The sequence below is a fragment of the Roseateles sp. T103 genome, from assembly GCF_057219915.1.
On the sequence record NZ_JBXVVS010000001.1, the window covers coordinates 1303001 to 1315500 of the forward strand.

Below are 12500 nucleotides of genomic sequence, written 5' to 3' on the forward strand. Positions count from 1 at the left end.
TCAGCGCTCCTGCTCAGGGTGGCCGATGCGGCCGTCGTAGGGTCGAATGCTTCGTGCGGCCTCGCCACCGCCGGGCGCCGCCAGCACCGCCGCGGCATAGGCCGCGCGGTCCTGCAGCTGGGCCGCAGCCGCCGCGCAGAAGCGCTGCAGCGGCGCCGCACCCAGGCTCATCAGCACGCTGGCGGCCAGCAGTGCGCCAGTTGCAGCCAGCAGACTGACGCTGTGGCCCGCGGCTGCGCTGGCCGGGCGCTGCTCGCTGACATGCCAGAACAGGATGCTGCCTGCGCGCGCCAGACCCACCAGGGTCAGGAAGCCCACGCCCAGCAGCACCGCCCAGACGCCGGCCGCCCAGGCATGCGTGCTGGCGGCTTCCAGCAGCATCAGCTTGCCGATGAAGCCCGGCAGCGGCGGCAGGCCCGCCACCGAGGCCGCGGCCAGCAGCAGCATCAGGCCCAGCACCGTAGGCTGGGCCACCGGCGAGGCCGGCTCCAGCCGCCCCTCGGCCGCGCCGCGCTGGGCGGCCACCAGCTCGGCCAGCAGGAACAGCGCCGCGATCACCAGCGTGCTGTTGATCATGTAGTACAGCGCCGCCCCCCAGGCCTCGCTGCCGAACAGGCCGATGCCCGCCAGCACCGTGCCGACCGAGGCCACGGTGAGCCAGGCCACCAGACGCGCGAGCGTATGCGCCGCCAGCGCACCCAGCACGCCGACCACGCTGGTCGCCAGCGCCAGCGGCAGCAGCACCGGCTGCACCGTCAGCGCGCTGGCCCCGGCGCCATCGCCGAACACCACGCCATGTACGCGCAGGATCGCGTAGACGCCCACCTTGGTCATGATCGCGAACAGTGCCGCCACCGGCGCGCTGGCGGCGGCGTAGGTATTGGGCAGCCACATTGCCATCGGCATCAGCGCGGCCTTGAAGCCGAACACCACCAGCAGGATCAGCGCCGCAGCGCGCAGCACCGCCGCGTCCGGCTCGGCCACCTCGGGCACGCGCAGCGCCAGGTCCGCCAGGTTCAGCGTGCCGGTCTTGGCATAGACCAGGGACACGCCGATGAGGAACAAGGCCGAGGCCAGCAGGTTCAGCACCACATAGTGCAGGCCGGCTTTCAACCGCGCCCCGCCCTGCCCGTGCAGCATCAGCACATAGCTGGCGATCAGCAGCACCTCGAAGAAGACGAAGAGGTTGAACAGGTCTCCGGTCACGAAGGCGCCGTTCAAGCCCATCAGCTGGAACTGGAACAAGGCATGGAAGTAGCGCCCATGCGCATCCCAGCCGCCGCTGGCATACCAGAGCACCGGCAGCGCCACGCAGGCCGACAGCAGCAGCATCAACGCGCCCAGACGATCCACCAGCAGCGCGATGCCGAAGGGCGCCGGCCAGTCGCCGACGCGATAGACGATCAGCTCGCCCGCATCGGCACGCTTCAGCAGGGCCAGCGCCACCAGCAGGCCCAGCAGCGCCGCGCCCAGCGACAGCCAGCGCGCCCAGCGCAGCTTGTGGTGGCCATGGCCGCCATGGCTGTCGCCGCCGTGGTCGCCGAGCAGGAGCAGCAGCACGGCGCACAGCGCCGGCAGCAGCACCGGAAGCACCGGCAGATGGGTGTGCAGCAGATTCGCGATCATCGCTGCGGCTCCCGCGGCTCGGCGCCGTCCACATGGTCACTGCCGTTGTCATGGCGGCTGCGCAAGGCCAGCTCGATGACGAAGCCGGTGGTGGCGAAGCCGATCACGATCGCGGTCAGCACCAGGGCCTGCGGCAAGGGATCGGCGAGCAGCTCGCCCTGCCCGAGGATGGGCGCCGCCGAGGACCACAGCCGACCCATCGCGAAGATGAAGATGTTCACCGCGTAACCCAGCAGCGACAGCCCCAGCACCGCGCTGAAGCTGCGGCCGCGCAGCAGCAGATAGACACCGCAGGCCGTCACCAGGCCGATGCCGCTGGCGAGCAGGAATTCCATCGAGATCGTCATGTTGCGCTCCGCACGCCTTCCTTGCTGGCAGCACCCAGCACCGAGAGCATCAGCATCGTCGAGCCGACCACGGTGATGTAGACGCCCAGATCGAACAGCGCCGCAGTCGCCAGCGGCAGCTCGCCGAGCAAGGGCACGACCGGATGGCCGAAAGCGCTGGTCAGGAAAGGCCGACCGAACAGGAAGGCGCCCGCCCCGGTGAGCCAGGCGATGCCCAGGCCCAGGCCTATCCAGCGCACATAGCGCCGTCCGGCAGCCGCGCGCATCAGCTGCTCGGTCGCCTGCTGGCCGCGCGCCATGTACTGCAGCACCAGCGCCACTGCCGTCACCAGGCCGGCGATGAAGCCGCCGCCGGGCAGGTTGTGACCGCGCCAGAAGATGTAGGCGGAGAGCAGCAGCGCCAGCGGCAAGACCAGCGGCGCCACGGTGCGCAGCATCAGCGGCTCCTGCGCATAGCTCCAGCGGCGTCCTGCCTCATCCAGCGCCGGGCGGCGTGTCCGCAGGCCGTCCAGCAGCGCCAGCACGCCCAATGCGGCGATGCCCAGCACGGTGATCTCGCCGAAGGTGTCGTAGCCGCGGAAGTCCACCAGGATCACATTGACGGTGTTGGTGCCGCCACCCTGCGTCAGCGCGTTCTGCAGGAAGTACCAGGAGATCGAGTCATGCGGACGGGTCAGCATCAGCCAGGCCAGCCAAGCCACGCCGCCGCCGCAGGCCAGCGCGATCAGCGCGTCGCGGCCACGGCGCAGCGCCGAGCTCTCGCGCGGGCTGGTCTGCGGCAGCAGGGCCAGGCCCATCAGCAGCAGCGCGGTGGAGACGATGTCCACCGAGAGCTGGGTCAGCGCCAGATCCGGCGCCGATAGCGCCAGGAAGGCCAGCGAGCACACCAGACCGACACCACCGGCCAGGATCACCGCCAGCAGGCGCTGGCGATGCAGCAGCAACAGGCCGCCGCACAGCGCCAGCAGCAGCAGCCACACGGCCAGCGCCAGCGGCGGCGCGGGCAGCAGCGGGCGCTCGCCGGCCTGCAGGGCGGCGCCCTGCTGCAGCAGCGGCCAGGCCGCCAGCGCCAGCGCCAGCAGCAGCATCCAGGCGATGTAGCGCTGCAGCGAGCCGTTCTCCAGCGCCGCGGTGAAGCGGCCGGCCAAGCCGAACAGCCCGTCGATCAGCGACTCGAACACCCGCTTGCCGCTGAAGGCCGCGCTCTCGTGGCGATGCAGGCGCGCGCCGCGGCGCAGCGTTGCATAGAGCAGCGCGCCGCCGGCGATCGCCAGTGCGCTCATCAGCAAGGGTAGATTCAGTCCATGCCACAGGCCCAGCGAGAACTCCGGCGCCGGCGCGCCCAGCATGCTGGACGCCGCCAGGCGCACCAGTGGCCCGGCCAGCAGCATCGGTGCCAGGCCGACGGCCAGCGCCACGCCGACGAGCAGCAGCACCGGCGCCTTCATGCCCCAGGGCGGCTCATGCGGATGCGGCTGCGGCAGATCGCGCGGCGGCCCGCCGAAGAAGGTGTCATGCACCAGGCGCGTCGAATAGGCCATCGAGCACAGACCGCCCAGCGTGGCCAGCAGCGGAATGGCCCAGGAGGCGCTGCCCCAGAAATCGGCCTGCAGCGCCTGTTCCAGCATCATCTCCTTGGAGATGAAGCCGTTGAAGGGCGGCAGGCCGGCCATGGCCGCCGAGGACAGCAAGGCCAGCGAGCCGACCCAGGGCATCAGCGCGAACAGGCCGCCCAGCCGGCGCATGTCGCGGGTGCCGGTCTCATGGTCGACGATGCCCGCGCTCATGAACAAGGCTGCCTTGAAACTGGCGTGGTTGAGCACATGGAACACCGCCACCACCGCCGACATCGGGCTGCCCAGCCCAATCAGGAAGGTGATGAAGCCCAGGTGACTGACCGTCGAATAGGCCAGCAGCCCCTTGAGGTCGTGCTTGAAGATCGCCACGAAGGCGGCGAACACCATGGTCAGCAGACCGACGCTGGCCACCAGGGTCTCGAACAGCCCCGGCCCGCCGATCACCGGATACAGGCGCATCAGCAGGAACAGCCCGGCCTTGACCATGGTGGCCGAGTGCAGATAGGCCGACACCGGCGTGGGCGCGGCCATGGCCTGCGGCAGCCAGAAATGGAAGGGCAGCTGCGCGCTCTTGGTGAAACAGCCCAGCAGGATCAGCACCAGCGCGAGCGGATAGCGGCTGTCGGCACGCACCGCATCGCCCCGCTCCAGCAACACCGAGAGCTCGTAACTGCCGCCGATCTGGCCGAGCACGATCACGCCGGCCAGCAGAGCCAGTCCGCCGCCGCCGGTCACCGCCAGCGCCATGCGCGCGCCGCTGCGTGCCTCCTCGCGGTGCCCCCAATAGCCCACCAGCAGGAAGGACGAGATGCTGGTCAGCTCCCAGAACACCACCAGCAGCAGCAGGTTGTCCGACAGCGCAATGCCCAGCATCGCCGCCATGAAGAGCATCAGCAGCGCGAAGAACTTGCCCGGCGGATCCTCGCGGTGCAGATAGAAGGCGGCATAGAGCACCACCAGCAGGCCGATCGCGCTGATCAGCGCCGCGAACATCCAGGCCAGGCCGTCCAGGCGCAGGCCCAGGTTCAGGCCTATGGCCGGCACCCAGTCGGCATGGAAGCGCAAGACCTGACCCTCGAACACCGCCGGCGCCGCCCACAGAAGCAAGCCCAGCACCAACGCGGTCGTCAGGCCCGCGGCCCAGGCCGGCGCCTGGCGCAGCCCGGACTGGCGGCCGAGCACGGCACAGGCAAGCGTACCGAGCAGCAGCGGGAGCAGAACCACCGAGACGAGCAAATTCATCGAGTCGATTCCAGGCGTAGAGAGACAGCGCGCCAATTCGCGGGCGGCCGATTCTAAGCACAGGCCACAACACCGCCGGCGCCACGGCAAATGCGTTCCGACGCGCGGCAGCGCCAAAGGTCCGCGCAAGCTTGCCTCAGTAGAATCGAAGCCGCTTTCAGCCACCCTCCTTCCCGCTCCTCGGGTTTCGCCATGACCACCACCATCAAGCACGACGACCTTGTCGAGAGCATCGCTGCCGCGCTGCAGTACATCAGCTACTACCACCCGGCCGACTACATCGCCCACCTCGCCCGCGCCTATGAGCGCGAGGAAAGCGCCGCCGCCAAGGATGCGATCGCCCAGATCCTGACCAACAGCCGCATGTGCGCCGAAGGCCGCCGTCCGATCTGCCAGGACACCGGCATCGTCAACGTGTTCCTGAAGATCGGCATGGATGTGCGGTGGGAGGGCTTCCCCGGTTCGATCCAGGACGCCATCGACGAAGGCGTGCGCCGCGGCTACAACAACCCGGACAACAAGCTGCGCGCCTCGGTGCTGTCCGACCCCATCTTCGAGCGCAAGAACACCAAGGACAACACGCCGGCCGTGGTGTTCATGGAAGTCGTGCCCGGCGACAAGGTGGACGTCATCGTCGCCGCCAAGGGCGGCGGCAGCGAGAACAAGAGCAAGGTCTACATGCTCAACCCCAGCGACAACATCGTCGACTGGGTGCTCAAGACCGTGCCGACCATGGGTGCCGGCTGGTGCCCGCCCGGCATGCTGGGTATCGGCGTCGGCGGCACGGCCGAGAAGGCGGCGCTGCTGGCCAAGGAAGCGCTGATGGACGACATCGACATGTACGAGCTGCTGCAGCGCGGCCCGCAGAACAAACTCGAGGAACTGCGCATCGAGCTGTACGAGAAGGTCAACGCGCTGGGCATAGGCGCGCAGGGCCTGGGCGGCCTGACCACGGTGCTGGACGTCAAGATCAAGACCTACCCGACGCACGCCGCCAGCAAGCCGATCGCGATGATCCCCAACTGCGCGGCCACCCGCCATGCGCACTTCGTGCTCGACGGCTCGGGTCCCAGCTACCTGACGCCGCCCAGCCTGGACCTGTGGCCCGACGTGCACTGGGCGCCGGACTACAACAAGAGCAAGCGCGTGGACCTGAACACGCTGACGCCCGAGGAAGTGGCCAGCTGGAAGCCCGGCCAGACCCTGCTTCTCAACGGCAAGATGCTGACCGGCCGCGATGCCGCGCACAAGCGCATCCAGGACATGCTGGCCAAGGGTGAGCAGCTGCCGGTGGACTTCACCAACCGCGTCATCTACTACGTCGGCCCGGTCGATCCGGTGCGCGACGAGGTCGTCGGCCCGGCCGGCCCGACCACGGCCACGCGCATGGACAAGTTCACCGAGATGATGCTGGCCCAGACCGGCCTGATCGCGATGATCGGCAAGGCCGAGCGCGGCCCGGTGGCGATCGAGGCGATCAAGAAGCACAAGTCGGCCTACCTGATGGCCGTGGGCGGCTCGGCCTATCTGGTGTCCAAGGCGATCAAGCAGGCCAAGGTGGTGGGCTTCGAGGATCTGGGCATGGAAGCGATCTACGAGTTCGACGTGGTCGACATGCCGGTCACCGTGGCGGTGGACAGCGGCGGCACCAGCGCCCATATCGAAGGACCCAAGACCTGGCAGGCCAAGATCGGCAAGATCCCGGTCAGCGTGGCCTGAGCGTCAACACGCTGAAGCGCAGAAGCCGCCCTCGGGCGGCTTCTTTGCTTTCGGCGAGCGCTGCAGCGCAGGTGACAGCCGCGGCGTCGCGCCGTGCTTAGCATCGGGCTCAAGGAGACACCAGCCCATGAGCAATACCCCATCGACCATCCGCGCCTACGCGGCGCTCACCCAGGGCGGGCCGCTGCAGCCCTTCAGTTACGAGCCCGGTCCGCTGGCCGACGAGGAAGTGGAGATCCGCGTCGAGCACTGCGGCATCTGCCACAGCGACCTTGCGCTGGTGGACAGCGAATGGTTCCCGTCCAACTATCCGGTCGTGCCCGGCCACGAGGTGGTCGGCGTGATCACCGCGGTCGGTCCGCGCGCCAAGGGCCGCAGCATCGGCCAGCGCGTGGGCATCGGCTGGCACAGCGCCAGCTGCTGCCACTGCAGTCACTGCCTGGGCGGCGAGCAGAACCTCTGCGCGCAACGCCAGCCGACCATCGTCGGCCGCCATGGCGGCTTTGCCGAGCGGCTGCGCGCGCACTGGAGCTGGGCGATTCCGATTCCCGATGCGCTGGACCCGGCCGCGGCCGGCCCGCTGCTGTGCGGCGGCGGCACGGTGTTCCTGCCCTTCGTGCTCAAGGAGGTCTCGCCGACCGAGCGCGTCGGCGTGGTCGGCATTGGCGGCCTGGGCCACTTGGCGGTGAAGTTCGCGCGCGCCTGGGGCTGCGAGGTGACGGCCTTCACCTCCTCCGCCGCCAAGCGCGAGGAGGCGCTGGCGCTGGGCGCGCATCGCACCATCTCCAGCGTCGACCGCGCCGAGCTCAAGGCCGCCGCGGGCAGTCTGGACTTCCTGCTTGTCACCGCCGGCGCCAGCCTGGACTGGGACGCGCTGATCGGTACGCTGGCACCCAAGGGCCGCCTCCATCTGGTCGGCGTGGTCACCGAGCAGATGAAGCTCAGGAGCGGCGGCCTGCTGAGCTGGCAGAAGAGCCTGTCGGCCTCGCCGACGCCCTCGCCCACCATGCTCTCGCGCATGCTGGACTTCGCCGCCCGCCACCAGGTGCTGCCGCAGGTCGAGCGCTTCGCTATGAGCCGCGTCAACGAGGCGGTCGAGCACCTGCGCAGCGGGCGCGCGCGCTACCGCGTCGTGCTGGACGCGGACTTCAGCTGAACCGGGGCCAGGCTCAGGCGACGCGGAAGACGCGCACCAGATTCGTCAGCCGCTGCGCCTGCTCGCTCAGGCTGTGCGAGGCAGCCGAGCTTTCCTCGACCAGCGCGGCGTTCTGCTGCGTCATCTGGTCGAGCTGGGTCACCGCCTGACCGACCTGCTGGATGCCATTGCTCTGCTCGCCGGTGGCCACCGAGATCTCGCTGATCAGGCCGGTGACGCGCTGCACCTGGGCGACCAGCTGTTCCATGGTCTGGCCGGCCTGCGCCACCTGCGCCTCGCCGGCGGCAACCTTCTCGACATTCTCGGCAATCAGGCTCTTGATCTCGCGCGCCGCCTGCGCCGAGCGTTGTGCCAGCGAGCGCACCTCGGAGGCGACGACGGCGAAGCCGCGGCCCTGTTCGCCGGCCCGTGCCGCCTCCACCGCCGCATTCAGCGCCAGGATGTTGGTCTGGAAGGCGATGCCATCGATCACCGAGGTGATGTCGGAGATCTTGTGGCTCTGCGTGCTGATCGCCTGCATGGTCTGCACCACCTGACTCACCGCCGTGCCGCCATCGCTGGCGATGCGGCTGGCGTCCGTCGCCAGCTGCGTGGCCTGACGGGCCGACTCCGCGTTGTGCTGCACGGTGGAGGACAGCTCCTCCATCGACGAGGCCGTCTGCTGCAGATTGCTGGCCTGGCCCTCGGTGCGGTTGGACAGATCCTGGTTGCCGGCGGCGATCTCGCCGCAAGCCTGCTCGATCGCCAGCGCCGCCGTGCCCACATCGCCGACCAGGCGGCGCAGGCTGTCGCGTGTGCGGCGCAGCGCCGCCATCATGCTGTAGTCGTCGCCGCCGGCCACCGGCACTTCGACGACCAGGTCGCCTCCGGCCACCTGCTCGAGCACGCGGCGCGCGACGGCTGGTTCTCCCCCCAGCTCGCGCCGGATGCAGCGGCGCAGTTGCAGCACGCTGAGGATGCTGGCGATCACGCTGAGCGCGGCGACGGCCAGCACGATCCAGCGCGCGCGGCTCATCGCCGCGGCTGCCTCTGCGGCGGCGGCGTCCTTGGCCTCGCCGCTGGCCTTCTTCAGTTGCAGGAGCTCGCCACGCAGCTCGCGCCAGGTCGGCGTTTCCTGCTTGTTCAGCACCGCCGCAGCTTCGTTCATGTCGCGCTGCGCCAGCTCCTTCACCTTGCTTTGCAATTCGGCCAGCTTGGCCCGCGTGGCACCCATCGCTTCGAGCTTGGTCCGCACCTCAGGAGAAGCCGCCGCTCGCGCCGCCTTCTCGGCCTCGTCATAGGCCTTGGCGGCGTTGTCGAGATTCTCGTAAGCCCGCTTGTTCTGCGGGTCGAGCACGATGTTGCGCAGCGCCTGACCCATCTGCAGGCCCTGGGCATACATCTCGCTGATGTCTTCCGCCAGCTCATCTTCATGGGTGAAGTAACTGGCGAAACGCTGCTCCATCGTCGCGGTGCCGACGCCGACACCGACACCCACCAGCACCAGCAATCCGGCCGGTACCGCGACCGACAACATCACCCTTTGCATGAACCTCATGGACATCTCCGTCGCTGCCATACACAACCAGAAACGGGATGCTAGGGGTTAATGCCTAGCCACCCGTGGCGACACTGCTGCCTGCCGTGAACTGGTGCACGACACGCTGCGGAAAAGGTATCTCTATCTGCAGTTTGCGCAACAGCCGCAACACCGCGAGATTCACGTCAGAGCGAACACCCAGCACGCCTTGACCGGGATCCTCAACCCAGAAGCCGATCACCAGGTCCAGCCCGTCGGCACCGAAGTTGCGCAGTTGAACTCCCGGCGCGGGATCAGCCAGCACTCGCGGCACTTGTAGCACGGCCTCGATCAGTTGTGGAAAGAGCGCGTCGAGATCGGTGTCATAGCCCACCTGCACCTGGGTGGACACAGCGACGCGCGCATCGGCCAGCGACGCGTTCTCGACCCGCTGCGTGATCAGCAAATCGTTCGGCACGACGGACTCGCGACCGTTGAGCGCACGGATCACCGTGTAGCGGGTCTTGATGTCGCTGATGCGGCCCTCGAAGCCGTCAACCATCACCAGGTCGCCGATGCGCAGCGAGCGCTCGGCCAGGATCACGAAGCCGGATACATAGTTGGCCGCCAGCTTCTGCAGGCCCATGCCAATGCCCACGCCCACCGCGCCGCCCAGCACGCCCAAGGCGGTGAGGTCTATGCCCGCTGCGGTCAACGCAATCAGCAGGCCGACGAAGATCAGCAGCGAGCGCGTCAGGTTGACGCCGATCTTGCGCAAGGACAGATCGGTGGTGACGTTGCGCAGCAAGCGCGCTTCGATCACCGAGGAGATCCACAGCGCGATCACCATCACCAGCACCGCGCTGAGCCCGCCCTCGAGCATCGCGCGCAGCGTCACGCGACTGCCGCCCATCTTCCAGGAGATGCTCTCCATCTCCTCGAGCAGCACGGGCAGCAGGCCGGCGATCCACAGCACCGAACCGGCCCAGGCCAGCCAGGACACACTGCGCTCAACCAGGCGCACCCAGCCCGACTGCGGCAAGGCTGCGCTGAGCACGCGCACCGTCAGGCGGATCACCGCCAGCGACACCAGCACCGGGATCACCAGCCTGAACACCGCCGGCCGAATGTCGAGCAGCGGCAGGCCGCGCAGCGCCAGCCAGGCAAAGGCCAGCGACAGCAGCGGGAACAGCACACCGTCCACCACATGCTCGCCGAACAGCACCGACAGCGGCCGCTCCTGCCGGCCGCGCATCAGCCGCACGACGAGCCAGGCCAGGCCCAGGCAGGCCAGCGCCAGCGCCAGTTCAATCAGCGCCGAGGGTTTGAGCAGGGAATTCCAGAGCTTGAGCAGCTCGTCGAAGGTCAGGGGCTGGGTCATCTATACGCCGGCCAGCACACGCAGATGCGCACCCACGCTGCGCGCCAGAGCACTCAAGGAGTAGCCGCCCTCCAGGCAGGAGACGATGCGTCCCTGCGCATGACGGTCGGCGATGTCCTTGATACGCATCGTGATCCATTCGTAGTCGGCCTCGACCAGGCCGAGCTGGGCCATATCGTCCTCGCGGTGCGCATCGAAGCCGGCGGAGATGAAGATCATCTCGGGCTTGAAGCGCTCCAGCGCCGGCATCCACATCGCCTCGATCATCTCGCGCACCTCGCCGCCGCGCGTATAGGCGGGGATGGGCACATTGCACATGTTCTCGCCCTTGGGCACGGCACCGTCGTACGGGTACAGCGGGTGCTGGAAGATGCCCACCATCAGCACGCGATCGTCGCCGGCAAGGATGTCCTCGGTGCCGTTGCCGTGGTGCACATCGAAGTCCACCACCGCAACGCGCTGCAGCCCGCGCACGTCCAGTGCATGGCGTGCGGCGATGGCCACATTGTTGAAGAAGCAAAAGCCCATGCTCTGCTCGCGCGTCGCATGGTGGCCAGGCGGGCGCACCGCGCAGAAGGCGTTCTCGGCCTGACCGTCGATCACCATGTCGGTGGCCTGCACCGCCGCGCCGGCGGCGCGCAGCGCAGCGGCCCAGGTGTGCGGGCAGGCGATGGTGTCAGGATCCACCGCACGCGATTCGCCGGTGGCCGCCAGACCTTCGAGCAGGTCGCGCATCTCCACCACGTAGCGGTGCGTGTGCGCCAGCTCGATGTCGGAGAGCTTGGCGTTGCGCGCATCGTGCCGGCTCAGCGCGATGTCCAGGCCAGAGGCGATCAGCCAGTCTTCGATGGCGTCTAGCCGTTGCGGGCACTCGGGATGGCCGTGCCCCATCTCATGGCGGCGGCAGTCGGCGTGGCTGATATAGGCGGTGGACATGGCTTGTCTCGTAACCGGCAGTTCCCTGGTCCGGCTTGTCTTCGATTTTTGCGCTAAGGTGCTTCGCATGACGCCACAGCACGACCCATCCCGTCTCCGGCTCGCCGAGCAACTGCAGCGCCTGCAGCGCCAGATTAGCACGATCATCAAGGGCAAACCCGAACAGGTGCGCGATTGCATCGCCTGCCTGATCGCCGGCGGCCATCTGCTGATTGAAGACCTGCCCGGTGTGGGCAAGACCACGCTGGCGCATACGCTGTCGGTCAGCCTGGGCCTGCGCTTTTCGCGCGTGCAGTTCACTGCCGACCTGATGCCGTCGGACCTGCTGGGCGTGAGCATCTACGAGCGCGCCAGCGGCGAGTTCGTTTTCCACCCCGGCCCGGTGTTCGCCCAGGTCTTGCTGGCCGACGAGATCAACCGCGCCGGCCCGAAGACACAAAGCGCACTGCTCGAGGCGATGGAGGAGCAGCAGGTCAGCGTCGACGGTCGCACGCACGCCCTGCCCCAGCCCTTCTTCGTCATCGCCACGCAAAACCCCAGCGAACAGCTCGGCACCTACCCGCTGCCCGAGTCGCAGCTGGACCGCTTCCTGATGTGCCTGTCGCTGGGCTATCCGGACGCCGCTGCCGAGCGCGAACTGCTGCTCGGCCAGGACAGCCGCGAGGCGATCCGCGAACTGCAGGCAGTAATGACGCCCGAGGAACTGCTGCAGGCACAGGCTGTGGTGCGCAGCATCCATGCCGCGCCGGCCTTGCTGGACTATCTGCAGGCGCTGATCGCCGCGACGCGCTCCGGCCAGTGGTTCGTCGAGGGTCTGAGCCCGCGCGCGGGCCTCGCGGTGCTGCGCGCCGCGCGGGCACGCGCATTGCTGGAGCAGCGCGACTATGTCTCGCCCGACGACGTGCAGGCCATCCTGCCGCAGACCATCGCGCACCGCCTGCGCCCGCGCGCCGGCGCCGGCCGCGGCGCGCGCGAACAGGTGCGCGCGATGATCGAAGCGGTGCCCATCCCTTAAGCT

The 12500-nt window shown here is 68.6% G+C and carries 9 protein-coding genes; 3 read left to right on the forward strand and 6 right to left on the reverse strand.

Features of this window, described 5'->3' with window-relative positions; all coding sequences use genetic code 11:
* Genes AC2EBS_RS05740 through AC2EBS_RS05750 form a run of 3 tightly spaced genes read right to left on the reverse strand, consistent with a single transcriptional unit; the run spans window position 1 to window position 4792 of the window.
* Window positions 1-1626 carry a monovalent cation/H+ antiporter subunit D gene (locus AC2EBS_RS05740; RefSeq protein ID WP_484727397.1) on the reverse strand — a complete coding sequence of 542 codons (1626 nt, stop codon included), beginning with the start codon at window positions 1624-1626 and terminating at the stop codon, window positions 1-3.
* Complete coding sequence (locus AC2EBS_RS05745) at window positions 1623-1961, reverse strand: Na+/H+ antiporter subunit C (RefSeq protein ID WP_484727575.1); 339 nt, start codon at window positions 1959-1961, stop codon at window positions 1623-1625. Before AC2EBS_RS05745 ends, AC2EBS_RS05740 begins: the two co-directional genes overlap by 4 nt.
* An 8-nt stretch (window positions 1962-1969) precedes the next feature.
* On the reverse strand, window positions 1970-4792 hold the full coding sequence (locus AC2EBS_RS05750; protein WP_484727398.1) for a monovalent cation/H+ antiporter subunit A: 2823 nt from the start codon (window positions 4790-4792) through the stop codon (window positions 1970-1972).
* 192 nt (window positions 4793-4984) lie between these two features.
* Here AC2EBS_RS05750 and AC2EBS_RS05755 point away from each other — a divergent pair, with 192 nt between their 5' ends.
* On the forward strand, window positions 4985-6511 hold the full coding sequence (locus AC2EBS_RS05755; protein ID WP_484727399.1) for a fumarate hydratase: 1527 nt from the start codon (window positions 4985-4987) through the stop codon (window positions 6509-6511).
* A gap of 127 nt (window positions 6512-6638) precedes the next feature.
* Complete coding sequence (ahr, locus tag AC2EBS_RS05760) at window positions 6639-7667, forward strand: NADPH-dependent aldehyde reductase Ahr (RefSeq protein WP_484727400.1); 1029 nt, start codon at window positions 6639-6641, stop codon at window positions 7665-7667.
* A 13-nt stretch (window positions 7668-7680) separates the two neighbouring features.
* Here ahr and AC2EBS_RS05765 read toward each other — a convergent pair whose 3' ends face one another.
* The 3 genes from AC2EBS_RS05765 to AC2EBS_RS05775 are packed head-to-tail and all read right to left on the reverse strand — an operon-like array spanning window position 7681 to window position 11482.
* Window positions 7681-9204: a methyl-accepting chemotaxis protein gene (locus tag AC2EBS_RS05765; protein ID WP_484727401.1), complete on the reverse strand. Its 1524-nt coding sequence runs from the start codon at window positions 9202-9204 to the stop codon at window positions 7681-7683.
* 55 nt (window positions 9205-9259) lie between these two features.
* Window positions 9260-10546, reverse strand: coding sequence for a mechanosensitive ion channel family protein (locus AC2EBS_RS05770; RefSeq protein WP_484727402.1), 1287 nt, complete (start codon window positions 10544-10546; stop codon window positions 9260-9262).
* Complete coding sequence (locus tag AC2EBS_RS05775; protein WP_484727403.1) at window positions 10547-11482, reverse strand: histone deacetylase family protein; 936 nt, start codon at window positions 11480-11482, stop codon at window positions 10547-10549.
* A gap of 67 nt (window positions 11483-11549) precedes the next feature.
* Here AC2EBS_RS05775 and AC2EBS_RS05780 point away from each other — a divergent pair, with 67 nt between their 5' ends.
* Window positions 11550-12497, forward strand: a complete 948-nt coding sequence (locus AC2EBS_RS05780) for an AAA family ATPase (RefSeq protein ID WP_484727404.1) — start codon at window positions 11550-11552, stop codon at window positions 12495-12497.
* Window positions 12498-12500 lie beyond the last annotated feature (3 nt).

What these genes read in the sequence shown, in the direction of transcription:
- AC2EBS_RS05765 (WP_484727401.1), bottom strand. Translation starts at nt 9,204, where the DNA reads ATGAGGTTCATGCAAAGGGTGATGTTGTCGGTCGCGGTACCGGCCGGA.
- AC2EBS_RS05770 (WP_484727402.1), bottom strand. Translation starts at nt 10,546, where the DNA reads ATGACCCAGCCCCTGACCTTCGACGAGCTGCTCAAGCTCTGGAATTCC.
- AC2EBS_RS05745 (WP_484727575.1), bottom strand. Translation starts at nt 1,961, where the DNA reads ATGGAATTCCTGCTCGCCAGCGGCATCGGCCTGGTGACGGCCTGCGGT.
- AC2EBS_RS05775 (WP_484727403.1), bottom strand. Translation starts at nt 11,482, where the DNA reads ATGTCCACCGCCTATATCAGCCACGCCGACTGCCGCCGCCATGAGATG.
- ahr (WP_484727400.1), top strand. Translation starts at nt 6,639, where the DNA reads ATGAGCAATACCCCATCGACCATCCGCGCCTACGCGGCGCTCACCCAG.
- AC2EBS_RS05755 (WP_484727399.1), top strand. Translation starts at nt 4,985, where the DNA reads ATGACCACCACCATCAAGCACGACGACCTTGTCGAGAGCATCGCTGCC.
- AC2EBS_RS05780 (WP_484727404.1), top strand. Translation starts at nt 11,550, where the DNA reads ATGACGCCACAGCACGACCCATCCCGTCTCCGGCTCGCCGAGCAACTG.
- AC2EBS_RS05750 (WP_484727398.1), bottom strand. Translation starts at nt 4,792, where the DNA reads ATGAATTTGCTCGTCTCGGTGGTTCTGCTCCCGCTGCTGCTCGGTACG.
- AC2EBS_RS05740 (WP_484727397.1), bottom strand. Translation starts at nt 1,626, where the DNA reads ATGATCGCGAATCTGCTGCACACCCATCTGCCGGTGCTTCCGGTGCTG.